The 18,717-nt window shown below is 68.0% G+C and carries 19 protein-coding genes and 3 tRNA genes; 12 read left to right on the top strand and 10 right to left on the bottom strand.

Annotated features, from left to right (window positions below; translation table 11 throughout):
* Nucleotides 1-47: 47 nt before the first annotated feature.
* Together ALI144C_RS42090 and ALI144C_RS42085 are read right to left on the bottom strand one after the other, a co-directional pair.
* A tRNA-Ser gene (locus ALI144C_RS42090) sits at nt 48-134 on the bottom strand.
* Between the two features lie 28 nt (nt 135-162).
* A complete protein-coding gene (locus tag ALI144C_RS42085) occupies nt 163-621 on the bottom strand; it encodes a MarR family winged helix-turn-helix transcriptional regulator (RefSeq protein WP_076992887.1) in 459 nt (152 codons plus the stop codon).
* A 219-nt stretch (nt 622-840) separates the two neighbouring features.
* On the opposite strand from ALI144C_RS42085, the gene ALI144C_RS42080 reads away from it, so the two are divergent.
* The 3 genes from ALI144C_RS42080 to ALI144C_RS42070 are packed head-to-tail and all read left to right on the top strand — an operon-like array spanning nt 841 to nt 3,366.
* Nucleotides 841-1,194 carry a hypothetical protein gene (locus tag ALI144C_RS42080; protein WP_237774582.1) on the top strand — a complete coding sequence of 118 codons (354 nt, stop codon included), beginning with the start codon at nt 841-843 and terminating at the stop codon, nt 1,192-1,194.
* Between the two features lie 22 nt (nt 1,195-1,216).
* Entirely contained in the window at nt 1,217-2,233 is a 1,017-nt protein-coding gene (locus tag ALI144C_RS42075) for a methyltransferase (protein ID WP_076992886.1), read from the top strand.
* Nucleotides 2,233-3,366, top strand: coding sequence for a nucleoside 2-deoxyribosyltransferase domain-containing protein (locus ALI144C_RS42070; protein WP_076992885.1), 1,134 nt, complete (start codon nt 2,233-2,235; stop codon nt 3,364-3,366). Before ALI144C_RS42075 ends, ALI144C_RS42070 begins: the two co-directional genes overlap by 1 nt.
* Here the strand turns inward: ALI144C_RS42070 and ALI144C_RS42065 are convergent.
* Nucleotides 3,353-3,649, bottom strand: coding sequence for a PASTA domain-containing protein (locus ALI144C_RS42065; RefSeq protein ID WP_076992884.1), 297 nt, complete (start codon nt 3,647-3,649; stop codon nt 3,353-3,355). The two genes, ALI144C_RS42070 and ALI144C_RS42065, sit on opposite strands and share 14 nt — an antisense overlap.
* A 75-nt stretch (nt 3,650-3,724) precedes the next feature.
* Nucleotides 3,725-4,186: an excalibur calcium-binding domain-containing protein gene (locus ALI144C_RS56960; RefSeq protein ID WP_076992883.1), complete on the bottom strand. Its 462-nt coding sequence runs from the start codon at nt 4,184-4,186 to the stop codon at nt 3,725-3,727.
* A gap of 142 nt (nt 4,187-4,328) precedes the next feature.
* Here ALI144C_RS56960 and ALI144C_RS42055 point away from each other — a divergent pair, with 142 nt between their 5' ends.
* Complete coding sequence (locus ALI144C_RS42055) at nt 4,329-5,339, top strand: polyprenyl synthetase family protein (protein WP_076992882.1); 1,011 nt, start codon at nt 4,329-4,331, stop codon at nt 5,337-5,339.
* On the opposite strand, the gene ALI144C_RS42050 is transcribed toward ALI144C_RS42055, so the two are convergent.
* Nucleotides 5,332-6,390, bottom strand: a complete 1,059-nt coding sequence (locus ALI144C_RS42050; RefSeq protein WP_143231190.1) for a DUF1906 domain-containing protein — start codon at nt 6,388-6,390, stop codon at nt 5,332-5,334. The genes ALI144C_RS42055 and ALI144C_RS42050 overlap by 8 nt on opposite strands.
* A gap of 108 nt (nt 6,391-6,498) precedes the next feature.
* On the opposite strand from ALI144C_RS42050, the gene ALI144C_RS42045 reads away from it, so the two are divergent.
* Entirely contained in the window at nt 6,499-7,248 is a 750-nt protein-coding gene (locus ALI144C_RS42045) for a sulfite exporter TauE/SafE family protein (protein ID WP_076992880.1), read from the top strand.
* On the opposite strand, the gene hisC is transcribed toward ALI144C_RS42045, so the two are convergent.
* On the bottom strand, nt 7,238-8,293 hold the full coding sequence (hisC, locus tag ALI144C_RS42040) for a histidinol-phosphate transaminase (protein WP_076992879.1): 1,056 nt from the start codon (nt 8,291-8,293) through the stop codon (nt 7,238-7,240). The two genes, ALI144C_RS42045 and hisC, sit on opposite strands and share 11 nt — an antisense overlap.
* A gap of 163 nt (nt 8,294-8,456) precedes the next feature.
* Here hisC and ALI144C_RS42035 point away from each other — a divergent pair, with 163 nt between their 5' ends.
* The 5 genes from ALI144C_RS42035 to ALI144C_RS42010 all read left to right on the top strand — a co-directional run bounded on the left by ALI144C_RS42035 (nt 8,457) and on the right by ALI144C_RS42010 (nt 13,082).
* Nucleotides 8,457-9,128, top strand: coding sequence for a dienelactone hydrolase family protein (locus tag ALI144C_RS42035; RefSeq protein ID WP_076992878.1), 672 nt, complete (start codon nt 8,457-8,459; stop codon nt 9,126-9,128).
* Between the two features lie 36 nt (nt 9,129-9,164).
* A complete protein-coding gene (locus tag ALI144C_RS42030; RefSeq protein WP_076992877.1) occupies nt 9,165-11,114 on the top strand; it encodes an acetoacetate--CoA ligase in 1,950 nt (649 codons plus the stop codon).
* A gap of 68 nt (nt 11,115-11,182) precedes the next feature.
* Nucleotides 11,183-11,271, top strand: a tRNA-Ser gene (locus ALI144C_RS42025).
* Nucleotides 11,272-11,308: 37 nt separating this feature from the next.
* Nucleotides 11,309-11,381, top strand: a tRNA-Arg gene (locus tag ALI144C_RS42020).
* A 699-nt stretch (nt 11,382-12,080) separates the two neighbouring features.
* Nucleotides 12,081-13,082 carry a helix-turn-helix domain-containing protein gene (locus ALI144C_RS42010; RefSeq protein WP_143231189.1) on the top strand — a complete coding sequence of 334 codons (1,002 nt, stop codon included), beginning with the start codon at nt 12,081-12,083 and terminating at the stop codon, nt 13,080-13,082.
* A 134-nt stretch (nt 13,083-13,216) separates the two neighbouring features.
* On the opposite strand, the gene ALI144C_RS42005 is transcribed toward ALI144C_RS42010, so the two are convergent.
* Entirely contained in the window at nt 13,217-13,750 is a 534-nt protein-coding gene (locus ALI144C_RS42005) for a hypothetical protein (RefSeq protein WP_076992874.1), read from the bottom strand.
* Between the two features lie 316 nt (nt 13,751-14,066).
* On the opposite strand from ALI144C_RS42005, the gene ALI144C_RS42000 reads away from it, so the two are divergent.
* A complete protein-coding gene (locus tag ALI144C_RS42000; protein WP_076992873.1) occupies nt 14,067-14,654 on the top strand; it encodes a superoxide dismutase family protein in 588 nt (195 codons plus the stop codon).
* A 124-nt stretch (nt 14,655-14,778) separates the two neighbouring features.
* On the opposite strand, the gene ALI144C_RS41995 is transcribed toward ALI144C_RS42000, so the two are convergent.
* The 3 genes from ALI144C_RS41995 to ALI144C_RS41985 are packed head-to-tail and all read right to left on the bottom strand — an operon-like array spanning nt 14,779 to nt 17,509.
* The gene (locus ALI144C_RS41995; protein WP_076992872.1) at nt 14,779-16,854 is read right to left on the bottom strand and encodes a glycosyltransferase; all 2,076 of its coding nucleotides are present in this window, start codon (nt 16,852-16,854) and stop codon (nt 14,779-14,781) included.
* A gap of 29 nt (nt 16,855-16,883) precedes the next feature.
* Nucleotides 16,884-17,066: a hypothetical protein gene (locus ALI144C_RS41990; RefSeq protein ID WP_076992871.1), complete on the bottom strand. Its 183-nt coding sequence runs from the start codon at nt 17,064-17,066 to the stop codon at nt 16,884-16,886.
* Nucleotides 17,067-17,089: 23 nt separating this feature from the next.
* A complete protein-coding gene (locus tag ALI144C_RS41985; protein ID WP_330359645.1) occupies nt 17,090-17,509 on the bottom strand; it encodes a DUF6542 domain-containing protein in 420 nt (139 codons plus the stop codon).
* A 41-nt stretch (nt 17,510-17,550) separates the two neighbouring features.
* On the opposite strand from ALI144C_RS41985, the gene ALI144C_RS41980 reads away from it, so the two are divergent.
* Entirely contained in the window at nt 17,551-18,693 is a 1,143-nt protein-coding gene (locus ALI144C_RS41980; protein ID WP_237774581.1) for an LCP family protein, read from the top strand.
* The last annotated feature ends 24 nt before the right edge of the window (nt 18,694-18,717 follow it).

The following is an 18,717-nucleotide window of genomic DNA, read 5'->3' as shown; positions in this document are numbered from 1 at the left end:
AGCCGACGTGGTCCACGCTTTCCGTGGACACACGTCTCCTGAGGCTGCGGTAGCGGTGGGATTCGAACCCACGGAGGGCGTTAACCCTCTCATGTTTTCAAGACATGTTCCTTCGGCCGCTCGGACACGCTACCGCCGTCGAGCTTATCCGATGGGCGCACTTCATTTGTCCAGGTGGGTGAGCACGCGCTCGAACACGGTCGCCAGCACGTCGCGTTCCTCCGGGGTGATGAGGTCTACGAGGTGGTCACGGACGCCGTCGACGTGCGTAGGTGCCGCTGTGCGCAGCTGGGCCACGCCGGTTTCGGTGATCTCGGCGAGGACTCCTCGCGCGTCGTTGGGGCAGTGGGTCCGGCGGACCAGGCCGGCCGCTTCCAGGCGGGATATCTGGTGGGAGAGCCTGCTCTTGGACTGCGCGACCTCCTCGGCCAGCTGTGTCATCCGCATCTGGCCCTTCTCCTGCTCCGACAGGCGGACGAGGACCTCGTAGTCGGCCAGTGGCAGGTCGTGGCGCTCCTGGAGTTCGGTGTTCAGCCGCTGGCGCAACCGCTCGCTGCCGATCACGTAGGCGCGCCAGGCGCGTAACTCTGCGGCGGTCAGCCAGCGGGGTTCTGCGGTCACCGTTCCAGGCTAACCGGCTGTGCTGGCGTTTCGGCCGTTCAGCGGGCCGGGTGGCCCCGCACAGCCTTCCGGAGCCTGCGCGTTGTCCGTTGTGGACTTGACGGCGTGCGACGAGTTCGGCACGTGCGGGACCGCACGGAGTGCGCCGTGATTTCCAGCCGCTGACCAGGCAAGACAGTAGGCTTCGGGTAGTCGGGCACGGACGAGGGAGTGGCTATCGTGAGCAGTCTGGACGGCCGGGTGTTCAAGCCTGCCGACGACGTGGCGGGCGGCGAGGTCGAGGCGTCGACCTTGTTCACCTACCACGAGCAGGACGGCGAGATCTGGGCCGAGTACTCCGGCGGCAAGGTCCGCCGCGGCTACCTGGTCGGCACGCGGACCGGTGACACGCTCGATTTCCGTTACACGCAACTGAACACGGCCGGTGAGACCAACACCGGGCACTGCGTCGCCACGATCGAGACCAAACCGGACGGCAGCATGCGGCTCAACGAGAAGTGGGAGTGGGAGTCCCGCTCCGGCGCGGGCACGAGCGTGGTCGACGAAGTTCCGCCACGCGTTGCGGAGAGCTAGCAGCCGCGGCCAAGATCGATGTATGACGATTCTGGGGCCCGGCGACATCGTCGGCTTGGTGAACAGCACGCACGCGACAGACCTGTTCGTCGCGGTGGTGAGCGAGTTCGACATCTTCACCCGGCTCGCCGACCGCGAGGCGACGACCGCTCGGCAGTTGGCCGACCTGCTCGAGATCGACGAGCGGGCCGCGGACGTCACCCTGACCTACCTCGCGGCACTCGGGCTCGTCGAGCGCCTGCCTGATGGCGCCGTGCGTGTCACGCAAGCGGCGGGGCAGTACCTGACAGCCGGTGCCGAGATCGACCTGCGGCACTACACGAGGATGTCGAGCGACCGGCCGGGCAGCCGCGCGGCCGTCGAGGTGCTGCGGACCGGCCAACCGGCCGCGTGGGACGTCGACGAGGGTGACGACTGGCTGAACCGGATGTCGCAGAACGACTTCGCCGAGACGTTCACCGCCGGGATGAACGCGCGGGGCACGTACCTCAGCCCGGCGTTGGCCGACGTGCTGCGCGGCAGCGTCACGGCCAACCGCATCCTCGACGTCGGGGGCAGTTCCGGTATCTATGCGTGTTCGCTGGTCAGCGCGTTGCCGGGGACGTCGGCCGCCGTGCTCGACCTGCCGTCAGTGGTGGACACCAGCCGGGCGTCGATCGCCGCGCGCGGACTGTCCGACCGGGTCGACGTGATCGCCGGCGACATGTTCACCGAACTCCCGCGGGGATTCGACGTGCACCTGTACTCCAACGTCTGGCACGACTGGGATCCGGCGAACATCACCAAACTGGCCAAGGCGTCGTTCGCCGCGTTGCCGCCGGGCGGCGTGCTCGTCGACCACGACATGCACCTCAACGACACCAAGTCGGGCCCGTTGCGGGAGGCCGAGTTCTCGGTCTGGATGATGATGGCGACCGTCGGCAAGTGCTATTCCACGCCTGAGCTCGCCGACATCCTCACCCCCGTGGGCTTCGAGGACGTCCACCTGCGGCCGACCACGGCCGGGTACAGCGTGGTCATCGCGAGAAAGCCCGCCTGATGGAGGTCGTGTACGCCGGTCAGCAGCCACCGGACGAGTGGTCCGCTTCGATCTTTCTCGCGGGCCCGACGCCGCGCCGTGACGACGTGCCGAGCTGGCGTCCGGGGGCGCTCGCCGAGATCGAGCGCCAGTGGACACGGGACGGCACACTGGTCGTGTTCGTCCCGGAACCACCGGATGGCACGAGATATCCCTCCTACGACGACCAGATCGCCTGGGAGGAACGGTGGCTGGACGCGGCCGACGGCATTCTCTTCTGGGTGCCGAGGGAAATGTCCACCTTGCCGGGGCTGACCACGAACGTCGAGTTCGGCCGGTACGAGTCGTCCGGACGCGTGGTGCTCGGCGCGCCGGACACCGCGCAGCACGTCCGGTACATGCAGCACCACGCGAGGCAGCGCGGCGCGCGGGTGACGTTCACGTTGCCGGACACGATCGCGGCGACGCTCGACCTCGTCGGCGAGGGGGCGCCGCGGTCGGGCGGCGAGCGGTACGTGCCATTGCTGGCCTGGCGGAACCCGACGTTCCGCAACTGGCTGTCCGCCCAGCAGCGCGCGGGGAACGTCCTGCTGGACGGCCGGTTGCTGTGGACACACCGCCAGTTCCTGTGGGCTTTCCACGCGCGGATGCGGGTCGCGGCGGAGAACCGCGAGAAGCGCAACGAGATCGTGCTCGGCCGCCCGGACGTGGTGTCCATTGTGGCCTATCGGCCCGCTGACGCGGTCCGGCGGAACGAGGTCGTGCTGGTGCGCGAGTTCCGGTCGCCGTCTTGTTCGGTGGACGGCTATGTCCGCGAACTGCCCGGCGGTGGGGTGTTGCGCGGCGAGCCGGTCGCGCAGGCCGTGCACGAACTCGCGGAGGAGACCGGCCTGGCGGTCGCACCGGAAAGGTTACGCAAAAGCCAGGTACGGCAAGCAATTGCCACACTGTCCGCGCATCGGGTGCATGTCTTCTGCGTGGAGCTGACCGGGGACGAGATCGCGCTGCTGCGCGACAACCCCGGACCGCACGGCGTCGCGGAGGATTCCGAGCGGACGTTCGTCGAAGTGCGGACCTACGGGGACATCCTCGACAACGGGCACGCGGACTGGGCGACTCTCGGCATGCTCGCCTCCGTGTTCACCGCACCCTGATGGTGATCCACGTGTCCAGCCCGACGGTCTGACCGGCACCGTCGACCGACACGACAGTCCAATCGGGACGAACGGTCGCCGAGCCGCCGAGCTCGGAGAGGTACATGATGTTGGCGAATCCCAGTCGCCGCAACTGGTTGTCCGCCGTGACCGCGCTCTTGCCAGTCAGATCGCCGGGGACGGTCGACTCGGGATTGCTGTCATCGAAGAAGAACGTCAGGAAAATCGCGGCCGTCGCGATCAGGCTCAGCGCCCACGCCGCCGTCTTCGATTCCGTGGTCATGCCAACAGTCACCTCCGGACACCTGCATGTAGCCGGCGCGCCGGAGCACGTTACATAAGTAGTGCCACTATACGTCTATCGATCGCATGCAACGCCGTCATGGTCGTTGTCGAGGTCGTCCCGGTAACTCGGATGGCCGCGCCGCAACGGCGCGGCGCCGAAGAATCTCGCCGTCTCGCAGTCCGGGTAGTACCACGGGAAGTCGGGCATCGGCAGGGTGATGGTCCACTTCGTCTGCGGGGGCGGCGGCTGATGCCGGTGCGGCGACGGTGTCTTGGCGGGCGGCTTGTTCGACGGCGGTGTCGCTCTCACCGGGGGCGGCGCGGGTGCGGTGGTTGTGGTCCGCGTCACCGTGGTCGCGTCCATCGTCGGCATCGCGAGGATCGGGTTGCCGACGTCAGGCGTGCGCTCGGTCGCGGCGAACGGCTTGGAGATGAAGCTGTTGCCGTCGGACGTGTCGCTCACCATGACTGCGACGACGACCGCGACTGCGGCCGTACCCGCGGCGATCCAGTGCCACGGTCTGCCACCACCCATAGCAAGTCCTCACCGGTTCGGTTACCGGACACATCCCCGCCGGGGGTCCCAGTGTTACCGCGCGGATCTCCCTCCTGCGAGGGATTGCCTTCGCTCCGCCGATCGATGTGCCGGGACCTGCGGCGAAGCGACGGTTGACGGTATGAACACATCAACGGGGGCACGGCCGCGCAGCGCGAGCGCGATCGTCGACATGGTCGACGCCGAACTGGCGGCGGCCATGCGGGCACAACTCGGCGAGGTCGAGACCAGGCTGCGGGAAACCCTGCGCGCGCCGGGTGACGGGTTCCTCGGCCGCGCGTCGACACACCTGATCGACGCCGGTGGCAAGCGGTTCCGTCCGATGATGGTGTTGCTGGGGGCGCGATTCGGTGAGCCGTGCACCGAAAAGGTGCTGGACGCGGCCGTTCTGGCCGAGTTGGTGCACGTGGCCACGCTCTACCACGACGACGTGATGGACGAGGCCCAGGTCCGGCACGGTGCCGTCACGGCGAACACCAGGTGGAGCAACACAGTCGCGGTGCTGCTCGGCGACTACCTGCTGGCGAAGGCGGCCGAACTCGGCGCGGGGCTCGGCGATGCCGCGATGCGCCTGCAGATTCGTACGCTCGGCCGTCTCGTCCACGGCCAGATGGCCGAAACCGTTGGCCCGCAGGCAGGTGCCGACCGGATCGGGCACTGCATGCGGGTGATGTCGGACAAATCGGCCTCGCTGATCGCCATGTCCACCCGGATCGGTGCGGTGGTCACCGACGCGGACAGCCACGTGGCCGACCTGCTCGAGGTGTACGGCGAGCTGATCGGCACGGCGTTCCAGATCTCCGACGACATCCTGGACATCGAGGCGGACGAACGCGACCTCGGCAAAGCGCCGGGCACCGACCTGCGCGAGGGGATCGTGACCCTGCCCGTGCTCTACGCCATCGAACACGATCCGGGCATCGCGGACCTCGTCGCCGAGCCGATCGCCGACGACACGCGCCGCGCCGAGGTCATCGGTGTCCTGCGCGCGTCACCAGGCCTGGAGCGGGCGCGCCGGGAGGCGGAACGGCATGTCCAGCGCGCCAAGGACGTCCTCTACGACCTGCCGTCCGTCCCGGCGCGCGACGCGCTGTTCGCCCTGTGCGACTTCGTCACCCGCAGAACTACCTGAGATCAAGGAAGTTGCTGTCGATGTTGATGGCGACGCCGTTGTACGACTCGTCGTGGCCGCCGAGGTACTGGTGGATCCGCTGGCCTGCCCACCGGTCGCCGGGCAGGAAGCGGCCACCGTCCACATTCGCCTGACCGTTCCACCAGGCGAACCAGACGTGGTCAGGCCTGCTGTACGCCCGGTTGTCGTGGTTGCGGACCAGATCACTGATGCCCGAACCGGCGCTGCTGTACACACCCGAGCGGTATCCGCGCTCACGCAGCTGGTCGCTCCAGCCGCTGAGGAACGCCATCACAGCGGCACTGCACGGCACATCGCCGATGTTGTACGCCTCCATGTCGTTGTAGATCACGGTTCCCGGGTCCATCCCCAGCCGGGAGGCCTGCGTGATGGCGTCCGCCGCCGCGTCCCGGCCCTGTGCGCGTGCCTTGCCCTGGTCGGGCTCGAGCCGGTACTTGTACCCCGTGCACGGCGCCTGCAGGCCGACGTAGGTCGGGATCATCCGCCAGCCCTTCCTGACCTGCGCACCGACCCAGGCCGGGGTCAGGTTGGGCTGGGCGCACGCGCGGTGCACGCCGCCGATGTACACGCCGACCGCCCGGAACTGTGAGCCGAGCCATGCGTCCATCGCCTGCTGCGACGGCGCCGCGCAGGCGTCGAACCCAGGTCCTGAGTAGACCCCCGGCTGGACGCTGCGGACCCTGGCCGACTCGACGTCCTCGTCGACCCTCGTGGCCAGCGAGGCGTACTTCTCGCCGCTCACGGTCACCCTGGTCCGCTCGCCGACGGGCTCGACGAGCACGGCGTCCGTCGTCGGGCCCGTCCGCGCGGCGCACCGCTGGTCGGCGCCCGGCTTGCCGAGGTAGACCGCGTTGCGGTCGAACCGGACGCACGCCGTCGGGTTCGCCGCCAGATCGATCACAGGCCAATTGGCCGGCACGCTCAGCTCGTACCCCCGATAGCTGACCGTCCGCTCGGCGGTCGCGTTCGCCGGGCCTGCCAGTGCCGCGGCGAGCGTGATCACGCCCACAACAGCGATCGACGCACGCATGCAGATCACTTCCCGACAGTCACTCTCCGTATGGGTCTGCCGCCATCTTCGGTGATCTCCACGACCTCGGCCACTCGAAAGCCGCAGGCACGTGTCACGATCCCCGCGATGACTCCCCTCGAGGCAGGCCTGGTCGCGGTGGCCGGTGTGTGCGCAGGCACCATCAACACCGTGGTCGGCTCAGGAACGCTGATCACCTTCCCCGTGCTGCTCGCGCTCGGCTACCCGCCGGTCGTGGCCAACGCGTCCAACAGCATCGGGCTGGTGCCGGGCGGCATCGCGGGCGCGATCGGCTACCGCAGCGAGCTGACCGGGCAACGCAAGCGTTTGCTCCGGCTGGGTGGGCCGTCGTTGCTCGGCGGCGCCATCGGCGCGGTGCTGCTGCTCCTGCTGGACCCGGACGTGTTCGAAGCGATCGTGCCGGTGCTGATCATCATCGCGCTGGTCCTCGTCGTGCTGCAGCCGTGGCTGTCACGCAGGCTGGCATCGATGGAACGCCACGAGCACGGCGGCGCCAGCGCGATCGCGGCGACGTTCGGCGCGGGCGTCTACGGCGGCTACTTCGGCGCGGCGCAGGGCGTTCTGCTCGTCGGCATGCTCGGCATCCTGATGGACGAGCGGCTGCAACGGCTGAACGCGCTCAAGAACGTGCTGACCGCCGGCGTGAACCTGGTCGCGGGCATCGTCTTCGTGGCCATCGCGGACATCGACTGGTGGGTCGTGCTGCTGATCGCGGCGGGCTCGACCGTCGGCGGCATCCTCGGGGCCAAGATCGGCCGGAGGCTGCCACCGACGGTGCTGCGCGCGGTGATCGTCGTGGTCGGACTGGTCGCCGTGACCAAGCTGCTTATCGACTGAACGACTTCGCCGCGGCCAGGAACAGGTCGTTCTCCTCGGGAGTGCTGATCGTGACCCGCGCGCCTTCACCGGCGAACGCACGCACCACGAGCTTCTGCTCCAGGCAGTGGTCGTTGAACGCGGCGGTCCGGTCACCCAGCGGCAACCACACGAAGTTCGCCTGCGTCTCAGGCACTTCGTAGCCCGCCGTGACCAGCTCGTCGCGGACCCGGATCCGCTCGTCCTTGATCTCGAGCACCCGCTCGAACAGCTCCTGCTCCGCGTCGAGCGACGCGATGGCGGCCGCCTGGGCGAGGTGGTTGACGCTGAACGGCAGATAGACCTTGCGAACCGCGGTGGTGACCTCCTCGGACGTCGCGCAGTACCCGACGCGCAGACCGGCCAGGCCGTACGCCTTGGAGAACGTGCGCAGCACGGCGACGTTGTCGCGGTCGCGCAGGTAGTCGACGCCGTCGACGGCGTCGGGGTCCGTGACGAACTCGAAGTAGGCCTCGTCGAGCACCACGAGCACGTTCGACGGCACCGCTTCGACGAACCTGTCCAGTTCCGCTTTGCGGACCAGCGTTCCAGTCGGGTTGTTCGGCGTGCAGACGAAGATCAGCCGCGTGCGCGGGGTGATCGCGGCGAGCATCGCGTCCAGGTCGAGCGCGTGGTCGTTCGTCAGCGGCACCCGGACCTGCTGCGCGCCGACCACGTGCGTGACGATCGGGTACGCCTCGAACGACCGCCAGCCGAACATGACCTCGTCGCGGTCGGTGCAGGTGGCCTGGATCAGCTGCTGGCAGAGGCTCACCGAGCCGCAGCCGACGGAGATCTGGGCCTCGGCGACGCCGAGCTTGGTGGCCAGCCGCGCGGTCAGTTCGCCCGCGGCGCTGTCGGGGTAGCGGTGGGCGTGCGCGGCCGCGTCCGCGATCGCTTTCGCCACACTGGGCAACGGGCCGGCGGGCACCTCGTTGCTGGCCAGCTTGATCGCACCGGGAATCGTCCGGCCGGGCACGTAGGACGGCAGGCTCGCCAGGTCTGCCCTCGGCTGGACGTACGTCACTTGTGGTTCAGGCACACCCGCACGGTATCCACCGCGACCGGACCGGCGCCACGATTTGGACCGGGACGCGATATTCCGGCCTCTTGCTGGACGGTCTATCGTGGTTGCCTCGTCTGGTTGGTCACGTTGACTGATGTTCACCCCTACGTGATTGGGTGGAGCCATGACCGAAACACGCACCGAGCAGTTCCAGCTCAAGGACGGCAGGTCGGCGCTGCTGACCGTCGCGGAGCCGGAACAGGTGGTCCGGGGCGGCCTGGTGGTGCTGCACGAGGCCGGCGGCGTGACCGACACAGTGCGCCTGCTGGCAAGCTCGCTCGCCGCCGAGGGCTGGCTCGCGGTGGCCCCGCACCTCTACCACGAGGCGTTGCCGCAGGAAGAACAGGTCAGACAGCTTTCCGGCGACTCGGTGCTGGCCGACACCGACATCGCCTTCGCCGTGCTCGCCGAACGCGGCGTGACCGCGGACCTGATGGGCGTGGTCGGGTTCGACCTCGGTGCGACCGCGGCCATGGTCGTGGCGGCCAAACGGTCCATCGGCGCGGCGGTGAGTGTCGGAGCGGCGGGCATCATCCAGCCCATCTCCGCGGCCTTACCCCCGCTCGTGGAGATCGCGGGCGACCTGAAGTGCCCGTGGCTGGGCATCTACGGCGACCAGGACGACGTCATCGACCCCAGCGAGATCGAGAAGCTCCGGGACGCGTCGGTCGGCGCGGGCGTGGCGACCAACGTCGTCCGCTACCCGGGCGCGGGCCACAGGTTCGACTCGGACCCCGGCGCCGCGACCGAGGCGTGGCACCGCACCCTCAACTGGTTCGACGCGCACCTGCGGTAGGTGGTTTCCGGGACGGCCATGAGCTAAGAACAGGGCATGACCACCCCAGAGCTGTTGTGGCAGCCGGACCCCGCCGCCGAGACCCGGCTGGCGGAGTTCCGCACGTGGCTGCGTGCCAACCGTGATCTCGACCTTCCCGACTACGACGCGTTGTGGCGCTGGTCGACCACGGACCTGGCGGGTTTCTGGGGTGCGGTCGCCGAGTTCCTCGGCGTGATCTTCCACTCGCGGCCGACCGGCGTACTCGGTTCGAGCCGGATGCCGGGCGCCTCCTGGTTCCCCGGCGCGACGCTGAACTACGCCGAACAGGCGCTGACCGGCCAACCCGCCGACGTCCTCGCGGTGATCTTCCACCGCGAGGACGGCAAGTCCGCGCAGTTGACGTACGGGCAGCTGCGCACCCAGGTCGCGGCCTTCCGCGCCGCACTGGTGTCGCTGGGCGTGAAACGCGGCGACCGGGTCGTGGCGTTGGCGCCCAACTGCCCCGAGACGCTCGTGGCCTTCCTCGCCACCGCGAGCCTCGGCGCGACCTGGTCATCCTGCTCTCCGGACTTCGGGCCACGCGCGATCGCCGACCGGTTCACCCAGATCGAACCGACCGTGCTGGTCGCGGTGAACGGCTACGTCTACGGCGGCCGGTCCTTCGACATCCGCCCCACCATCGACGCGCTCCGCGTGGACATCCCCAGCCTGCGCGCCACAGTGCTGATCGACTACCTCGACAACGGCGCCACGCTGCCGGACACCGTGCCGTGGTCGCAGCTGCTGGAGACCCAGGCGGCACTGGAGTTCGACCCGGTGCCGTTCGACCACCCGTTGTGGGTGCTGTACTCGTCCGGGACGACCGGCCTGCCGAAGGGAATCGTGCAGGGGCACGGCGGCATCGTCGTCGAACACCTCAAGATGCTCGCCCTGCACAGCGACCTGGGGCCGGGGGAGCGGTTCTTCTGGTTCACCACCACCGGCTGGATGATGTGGAACTTCCTGATCTCCGGCCTGATGGTCGGCTGCACGATCGTGCTGTACGACGGGAACCCCGGCTACCCGGACCTGACGGCGCTGTGGCGACTGGCCGAACAGCACCGGGTGACCTACTTCGGCACCTCGGCGCCGTACATCCAGTCGTGCCTGAAGAAGGGCATCAAACCGGCGACCCAGTTCGACCTGACCGCGATGCGCGCGATCGGCGCGACCGGAGCGCCGCTGTCCCCGGAAGGCTTCCGCTGGCTGGTGGACGAGATCGGCGACGACGTCCAGATCTGCTCGGTGTCCGGCGGAACAGACCTGTGCACGGCTTTCGTGGTGGCGGCCCCCGAAGTCCCCGTCTGGCTCGGCGAACTGTCCTGCCGGGCACTGGGCGCGGCGGTGGCGGCGTACGACGACGACGGCAAGGAAGTGACCGACGAGGTAGGCGAACTCGTGATCACCCAGCCGATGCCGTCCATGCCGGTGTCGTTCTGGAACGACCCGGACGGATCACGGCTGAAGTCGTCCTACTTCGAGCAGTACCCCGGCGTCTGGCGGCACGGCGACTGGATCAGGATCACCCCGAGGGGCTCGGCGGTGATCTACGGCCGCAGCGACTCGACCCTCAACCGAGGCGGCGTCCGGATGGGCACGAGCGAGTTCTACCGGGTGGTCGAGGGCTACCCGGAAGTCGCGGACTCCCTTGTGATCGACACCACGGCAGTGGGCAAGGAGGAAGGAGAGCTGCTCTGCTTCCTGGTGCTGGCCCCCGGCGCGGCGCTGACCGACCTCGAACCCCGCCTGAAAGCCGAGCTCAGGACCGCCCTCTCGCCCCGGCACGTGCCCAACCGGTTCATCGAGGTCACCCAGATCCCCAGGACCCTCAACGGCAAGAAATGCGAGGTCCCGGTCAAGAAGATCCTCGCGGGAACAGCCCCCGACAAGGCCGTGAGCAGGGACGCGCTGGCCAACCCGGCGGCACTCGACCCCTTCGTCGCCCTGGCGGCCAAGACCGAATGAGGGGGTGGCCGAACGGGGCCCCGGACGGCATGTAGTACTCTTTCACCTCGAAGCGGCCGAGGGCCCCGGGAGGCTTCGCCTAGTCTGGTCTATGGCGCCGCACTGCTAATGCGGTTGGGGATAAAACCCCTCCCGGGTTCAAATCCCGGAGCCTCCGCAGTACGTTCGGCCTCGGCCGAGCGACAACTGAACAAGCACCCGTAGCTCAACGGATAGAGCATCTGACTACGGATCAGAAGGTTAGGGGTTCGAATCCCTTCGGGTGCGCGTCCTCAGGGCGACCCTGCTCAGTTGCTTCGCAACTTCGCCGGGTCGTCCTTTCCATTTTGGGGGGCCGAGCCCCCCAGGCCCCCCACGGTGCTTGCTCCTCGCCTTTTCAGCGGTGGGCGCGTTGGGTTTTTACCAGCACCGGGTGCGCTTGGCTTTACCAGCACTGGTGCGCTGGGTGGGCTTGGCTTTGCTGGCGGTGGGGGTGTTGGTGCGTACTTCGATGCGGGCTATGGGCAGTCGGATCGTTATGTGGTCGCCGGGGGATTTTCGGGTTAGGACCAGGCGGACTACGGCGAATACGAAGAGCAGGACACAGGTCACGGTGATTGCGCTGGCGACGACTGCCCAGTGGGTGGAGGGCGTGGGTGCGGGTGCGAGCGCGGTGGATGTCGCGCACTCGGCAAGGAACCACTTCATCGCGGTCTCTCCGTCCTCTGTGGCGTGGGCCGGTGTGGCCACGCGCGTATGAGAACAGTCCCGTTGGGGCTTGGTTTCCCTGCTAGCAGATGGGAATGGGAAGACCTGGCTGTTCCCGGACCGCGGCTGACCGGCGGGTGGGGTTCCGTGGTGTCACCCGATCGGGCGAAGGGGTGGGAATCGGGGTGGGAACCGGGAGATTCCCGGAACGCTGGTCCGTTGTTCCTGCCGATGATGCGAGGGAACGGCTCCTGTGGACAGTTGAAGGAGTGATCGCTGATGTACCAGCCCACCCACCCCAGACCGGCAACTCCTCCTCGCCCGGCGCCCGCGCCGTCTCGGGAGGAGTTCGGACAGGCGGTCAAGGCGGTGCGAGTTTGGGCAGGGCTGACGCAGAAGAGTTTCGAGGACAGCACCCTGCGCCCGGTCACCAGCGACAGCACCCTGTCCCGCTACGAGACCGGCGCCGGTCTGCCCAGACAGGAATGGATCCACGACTTCCTCGACCGGTGCCTCACCAGGCGCTGGGGCCGGAAACCCGGCGCCCACCAACTCGCTGCCGAGTTGCGGCCCTGGATCATCGCCCGCGCCCACCTCACCACCACGCACGAGGCACCCGCCATTCCCGCGCAGACCAGCAAGCTCGTCGAACCGGCAGATGACATCTTTACCGCTGAGGATGAACCGGAGTGTGTTCACCCACCTGTTGTGGTGGCAGGGCGGGGCACGGCGACATGGACGTCGACCCGCACGCCTCGGTGGGATCGGTCGCGGCGGTCACCGCGCTGGGCGTGCTGGACCCTCGGCGGCGCGTGCGTTGCCCTCGCCGCGATGATCGTTATCGCGGCCAGCTCGGGCACCCCGCGGCACACCGCCGAAACGATGGCGATGGCCATGTTCGGTGATCCCGCCCCCGCGCACAACACCGGCTCTGCGGACAACCTGCTCGGCAACGAAGGCATCGACCTCGACACTGGACAGCGACGCCTCCAACGCACCCCTGGAGTCGACATCTCGTTCTCAGACCGCAGCACCGCCCTGTACGCCACCGGCAACCGCGCCAAGATCGCCTTGCTTCCCGACGCGGGCTCCGAAGACCCCCGACGATGCGCCGACGTCCACTGGACCAGGGAAAATCCCATCCCCGACATCTACGATCTGCCTGAGGGCCGCCAGGTCTGCGTCACCACCGACGAAAAACGCACCGCGATCCTCACCATTACCGAACGCGCCAGTCCTGCCACCGGAACCATCGACATCCGCTACTCCACCTGGAACTAGCGGCGCCAACGGTGTGTCAGTCTCGGGGGTGGGTTGTGGTGGTGAGGGTGAGGCCGGTCAGGAGGAGGCCTGGTTTGGCTGTTGTGGTTCGTGCTCGCTTGGTGATGGTCATGGCGCGTATGGGCGTTTCGGTGCTACCGAGTAGGTGACGTGATCCGCCCGACCTGGTTGTTCTGCGCGTTGCCGCCGGGAACCTGCACCGACGCGCCCGTGCGCGGGTCTACTTTGTACAGTGCGCCGCCGTAGACGATGCCGTAGTACGCGCCGCCGTCGTTGTCGACGAACAGGTCGGGCACCAGTGAACTGCCGCGGAAGACGGGATCGTCCGCGGGCACCGGCGTCAGGTTCTCGCCCCTGGTCCAGACCGTGGTCGTCCCGGGCGCCATGTCCTTGCCGATCGCCATGGTGGTCGACCAGTAGTCCGGCAGCCCGCTGCCGACCCGTTTGCTGATCACCGTGTTCTGGATGGTGGCATCGCCTGCGGCGTCGTTGCGGGACTGCATCCCTGACCGGAAGTTGCTGTGGTACAGGTGTTCACAGTCGAATGTGGACGGTGTCTGCTCGCCTTCGACCGCCCATGACTGCGCGGACGCGGACACCGCGCCACCCACCGCCAGACCCGACACCGCGACGACCGTCACGAGAACCCGCGCCGCGAACCGGCGCACCGCGCTCCGCGCCGGATCGCCTGCTCCACCATGATCGCATGGAATCAACGAGAACTGCCCTGGACAACTCGAAAACACGTGCCGGTACACATCTCACCCGACCGAGCCAACCTGCGGATTGGGACGCCGGTTTTCACTCACTACCAACGGGGGCTGTGCTGCGCGCACCGAATCTGCCCGCGCCGCTGGCCTGCGCGAATCCACGGGCCGTGTGATGGTTCCATCAAACCGTTTGATCCCGTACGGGGACTAAGGGGCATTCGCTATGCCTTGGCGGATGGGCGGTTTGGTAGGAATTGGGGTGTTAGGAGGCGCCATGCGTCAACCCAAGATTCCCAAGCTCATTGTCGCTTTCGCAGTTCTGGCCGCTGTCACGCCTGCCGTCGCGTCGGCGGGCTCCACGGACGGCGGCGGTACTGTCGGGCGGGCCACCGTCCGGAGCGTCAGCGGTGCCGTACTCGGATCGGTTCGATTCGAGGTCAGCAACCGCAAGGTCCTCGTCAGCGGCAGACTGGGCGGCATATCGCCCGGTTTCCACGGTTTCCACGTGCACGCCGTCGGCATCTGTGATCCGAAGTCCACGGATCCCACCGGTGCCGTCGTGCCGTTCTTCACCGCAGGAGGGCATCTCAACACCGGGGGGACGTCGCACGGTGCGCACGCCGGTGATCTGCCTTCCCTGCGGGTGTCCGCTGACGGGACGGCGGTGAGCGTCACCGAGAACGATCAGCTCAACGCCGCCGCGCTCTTCGACGCCGACGGCAGTGCCATCATCATCCACGCCCTGCCCGACAACTTCGCGCACATTCCGCCTCGTTATGCCCCTGCCGGTCCGGACGCCACCACCCTGGCGACCGGTGACGCGGGCGGCCGGATCGCCTGCGGCGTCGTCACACGTTCCTAGGTTGCTGCCGGTGGGCGTTTCCCAGGGAAACGCCCACCAGGTCCCTCGTCGCCGGAAAAACTGTCGTACCCCTGGTGTTGAATCAAGATCAGGGGCTCCCCTGGTGGCGGGGTTTGGCGGGGGTTCAGGGTGCCACCCTGGGGATTTCGACGGTCACCTCGGCGAGCATCTCGGCTGGTGGCCGGGGCATCGGTGCCGGTGCCGGGTGTGGCTGAGGCTGAGGTGCGGCTCCCGCCTGGGGTTTCGTCTTGTACGTCAGCAGTCGCGCGGCCTGGCCGGAGCGGGCGTTGCTCTGCCATTTCAGCTGCGCACCGTGCAGAGCGGTGACCACCGACTGGATCACCACCAGGTAGGTCAGCTGCCGGTACACCACCTGCTGCAGCGGCAGTCCCCACAGCGGACGCAACGACTCGCCGTCCAGGTGCAGCGCGTACCCCGCGCCCGCGGTCTGGATCGCCAGGAAGCCCAGCCAGAGCAGGACCGCGTGCGGCGCGTCCGCGACGAACATGCCGTACAGCACGAACACGTCCATCGCGGGTCCGAGCAGGGGCAGGATCAGCTGGAACGCGAGCAGGTAGAGCAGCCCGTAACGGCCGATCCGGCCCGCGGGGCCACGATCGCGCCAACTGTGCCGGTGTTTCCACATCGACTGGAAGGTCCCGAACGACCAGCGGTAGCGCTGGCGGTACAACGCGCCCAGCGTCGCGGGCACCTCGGTCCACGCGCGTGCGTCCGGCGTGTAGGTCACGCGCCAGCCCGCGCGGGTGATCGCGATGGTCAGGTCGGTGTCCTCGGCCAGCGTCTGCGAGCTGATCCCGCCGACCTTCGCCAGCGCCGCGCGGCGGAACGCCCCGATCGCCCCCGGCACGGTCGGGATGCACTGCAGCGCGTTCAGGATCTGCCTGTCCAAATTGGATCCGGCGCAGTACTCCAGGTGCTGCCAACGGCCCAACAGGCTGCGGCGATTGGCCACCTTGGTGTTCCCCGACACCGCTCCCACGTTCTCGTCGGCCATCGGCTGCACCAGGTGGCCGATCGTCTCCGGTTCGAAAACGGTGTCGCCGTCGACCAGGATGAGGATGTCGTGCTTGGCGTGCGTGATCCCCGTGTTCAGCGCGGCCGACTTGCCCGCGTTGCGCTGCCGGATCACGTGCACCCCCGGCAGACCCAGGGCCAGCACGAGGTCGGCGGTGCCGTCGGTCGAGCCGTCGTCCACCACGATCACCTCGACGTCGGCCATGTGCGTGTTGGCCAGCAAAGACTGGACCGTGGCCTCGATGTTCGCGGACTCGTTGTACGCGGGCACGATGACGGACACCGGCGGCGAGTACCACGGCGGGGGATTGGCCTCGCGTTCACGCGCCACGCGTCGTGCGGTGTTGGCCAGGCCGAGCTGCATCAACGCACGCAGGACAGCCAGCAGTGCGGCGATGATGATCAGCGTGTTCAGCACGACCACGACCACGCCGCCGTAGACCTGTGCGGCCGCTGTGACGTGCCCGGTGACCTGGCCCGCCAGCCCGGCGTCCCGTTGCGGGCGGGGTATGTGCAGCGCCTCGGAGAGGTTCGCGAAGCGGTGCCCGCGAATGGACATTGTGGACAGCAGGCCGTTCACCTCGTCCACGGTGACACTGCCGGTGTCGTGCATCCTGATCACTGTGCCGCGCTGTGCGATCGCGGAAAGTGCCGGAAGATCACCCCACGGCAGCGACAAGGCGTCCTCGGTCGGCTCGACGACGAGGTAGCCGTCGCCGCGCAGGGTGGCCAGCGTGTCCGGTGCCACGTCGTACGCCCGGCCGAAGAGTCGCGTGTGGACACCGGTGGCCGACGCCAGCGCCTGCTGGGCGAGCGACAGCTCCAGATCCCGCTGCCAGCCGGGCAGCCGCGAGACGTCACCGGGCCGGAAGCCGGTGACGCCGACGTCGTGCCCCTCGTCGAGCATCCGCCTGACCAGCTCCGGGTGCTCGTTGACCTTGGTTCCGACCAGCATGAACGTGGCGTGCGCGCCGTGCGCGCGCAACGCGTCGAGCAGCCTCGGTGTCCACTTCGGATTGGGGCTGTCGTGGATCACCAGCGCCACGGTGTTGTCCGGGACGTCGGTGACGCCGTCAGCGTTCTTGGTGTCGGACTGTGGCGATGTCGTCACGCTGTACGCGTGGATCACCAGGAACACCAGCAGGAGCAACAACGCTGTGCCCAATGTGATCCAGTGCGCCCACGGGATCCGCCCTACTTCTGAACGATGACGGGCCATGGCGTCGCCGAGTCGTCGTCGTGAACAGAACCGAACGTGGCCGCGACGAGCACAACCACGAGCGCGATCATCCCGACTGCCAGCAGTCTGCTGGCCAGCCGGACGAACCGGCGTGCCCGGCTCGTCGAAGCGAACACCGGTCTGTCGGTGCCCTGCATGTTTCCCCCCAGGTGAAAAACTTCTAGCGCCGCTTGACGCGGATGACCGCCACGCCGACGCCGACTCCGATGGCGGCCGCGAGCCACGGGAACCCGTGAAGGTACGGTGGCGCGAACTCGGCGACAAGCTCTTTTGCGTTGTCCCACACCGGTTGCCTGCGCCACGCGGTGCGGATCGTCACCGCGATCAGCAGGACGATCGGCGGTGCGGGCACCACGACCCACAGGCCGACCGGCCGGACGAGCGCCGCCGCGACGCCCGCGCCGATGATGACCCACACCCCGAAGACCCAGCCCACCACGTCTTTGTCGGTGACCAACCCCATACCGACGAAGACAGTCAGCATGGCGACGGCAGCTACTGCCGGTACTTCCACAGGTACACGCGGATGTACCGGTGACTCCCCCACGACCGCCGTCCCGCTGACTAGATCGGACTCCATTGAGGATATAGCCGCAGCACCCCCTGGCGTAACATCGATTCATGCCGAGGTTGCGGGTTCCCGCACTCATAGTGGTCCGGACCACGTGGATTCTCGTCTCGATCGTGCTGATGGTCGCCGCCGGCGTGGCGTGGGCCACGTACCAGGATCTGAACGAAGGCGTGCGCCGGTCGCGGGCGATCGCGCCGGACGCGCCGCGTTCCACCGGCGCCGTGAACATCCTGGTGATGGGCCTGACCACCCGTCTTGATCTGAACGGCGAGCCGCTGCCGGACGCCGTGCTTTCCCAGTTGCAGGCGGGGGAGAGCGACCGGGGCGGTTACAACGCCAACACGCTGATGTTGTTGCACATCCCCAATGACGGTTCACAAGCCTCCGCGTTGTCTATACCCCGTGACAACTTCGTCGAGTTGCACGGCGTTCCCGGTGAACCGATCAAGGGGAAGATCAAGGAGGCGTACGGCCGGGCGAAGATCGCGGAGGAGTCCCGGTTGCGCTCCCAGGGGGCGCGGAGCCCGCGGGAACTGGAGTACCTGGGCAGGGAAGCCGGGCGCCGCGCGCAGATCGAGACCGTGCGGGCGTTCCTCGACGTGCCGATCGACCACATGGCGGAAGTGAGCCTCGCCGGCTTCTACTACCTCGCTGGCGCGCTCGGCGGTGTCGAGGTCTGCGTGAACAACGCGACCCAGGACACGTACTCCGGCTCGAACCTGGTCGCCGGGAAGCAGACGCTCAACGCCTCCCAGGCCCTCGCGTTCGTCCGCCAGCGCCACGGGCTCAAGAACGGCGACCTGGACCGCACTCGCCGCCAACAGGCCTTCATCGCGTCCGTGATGCACAAGATCCGCGCACAGGGGTCGTCGGCGCTGCCGGGACTCGTGGACGTCGCCAAGCAGAACGTGGTGGTCGACGAAGGAATCGAACTGTTCGACTTCGCACTGCGCATGTCGAACCTGACCGGCGGCCGGATGGCGTTCCAGACCCTGCCGATCGAGCACACCGAAACAGTGGACGGCGAAAGCATCAACATCGTGGACACGCACAAAGTCCGAAGGGTGGTCGCCGAAATCGTCGACCCGCCTGCCAGGAAACAGCAGAAGCCCCCCGCGCCGGTACCGGCCGCGCCTGCCGAGGCGCAGCCACCACCGCCACCGACGGCGGATTCCATTCCGTGTGTGGACTGAAACCGTCCACTTGAAATGGTAAAG

Origin of the sequence: Actinosynnema sp. ALI-1.44 (assembly GCF_001984155.1) — a bacterium.
GTDB lineage: Bacteria > Actinomycetota > Actinomycetes > Mycobacteriales > Pseudonocardiaceae > Kibdelosporangium.
Note: the sequence above shows the minus strand (reverse complement) of the source record. Positions and strands in the feature narration are given on the sequence as shown.

Bases quoted from the DNA above. Each gene is read 5' to 3' on its own strand.
- ALI144C_RS42075 (WP_076992886.1), top strand. From the start codon at position 1,217: ATGACGATTCTGGGGCCCGGCGACATCGTCGGCTTGGTGAACAGCACG.
- ALI144C_RS42070 (WP_076992885.1), top strand. From the start codon at position 2,233: ATGGAGGTCGTGTACGCCGGTCAGCAGCCACCGGACGAGTGGTCCGCT.
- ALI144C_RS42065 (WP_076992884.1), bottom strand. From the start codon at position 3,649: ATGACCACGGAATCGAAGACGGCGGCGTGGGCGCTGAGCCTGATCGCG.
- ALI144C_RS56960 (WP_076992883.1), bottom strand. From the start codon at position 4,186: ATGGGTGGTGGCAGACCGTGGCACTGGATCGCCGCGGGTACGGCCGCA.
- ALI144C_RS42055 (WP_076992882.1), top strand. From the start codon at position 4,329: ATGAACACATCAACGGGGGCACGGCCGCGCAGCGCGAGCGCGATCGTC.
- ALI144C_RS42050 (WP_143231190.1), bottom strand. From the start codon at position 6,390: ATGCGTGCGTCGATCGCTGTTGTGGGCGTGATCACGCTCGCCGCGGCA.
- ALI144C_RS42045 (WP_076992880.1), top strand. From the start codon at position 6,499: ATGACTCCCCTCGAGGCAGGCCTGGTCGCGGTGGCCGGTGTGTGCGCA.
- ALI144C_RS42035 (WP_076992878.1), top strand. From the start codon at position 8,457: ATGACCGAAACACGCACCGAGCAGTTCCAGCTCAAGGACGGCAGGTCG.
- ALI144C_RS42030 (WP_076992877.1), top strand. From the start codon at position 9,165: ATGACCACCCCAGAGCTGTTGTGGCAGCCGGACCCCGCCGCCGAGACC.
- ALI144C_RS42010 (WP_143231189.1), top strand. From the start codon at position 12,081: ATGTACCAGCCCACCCACCCCAGACCGGCAACTCCTCCTCGCCCGGCG.
- ALI144C_RS42000 (WP_076992873.1), top strand. From the start codon at position 14,067: ATGCGTCAACCCAAGATTCCCAAGCTCATTGTCGCTTTCGCAGTTCTG.
- ALI144C_RS41990 (WP_076992871.1), bottom strand. From the start codon at position 17,066: ATGCAGGGCACCGACAGACCGGTGTTCGCTTCGACGAGCCGGGCACGC.
- ALI144C_RS41985 (WP_330359645.1), bottom strand. From the start codon at position 17,509: ATGGAGTCCGATCTAGTCAGCGGGACGGCGGTCGTGGGGGAGTCACCG.
- ALI144C_RS41980 (WP_237774581.1), top strand. From the start codon at position 17,551: ATGCCGAGGTTGCGGGTTCCCGCACTCATAGTGGTCCGGACCACGTGG.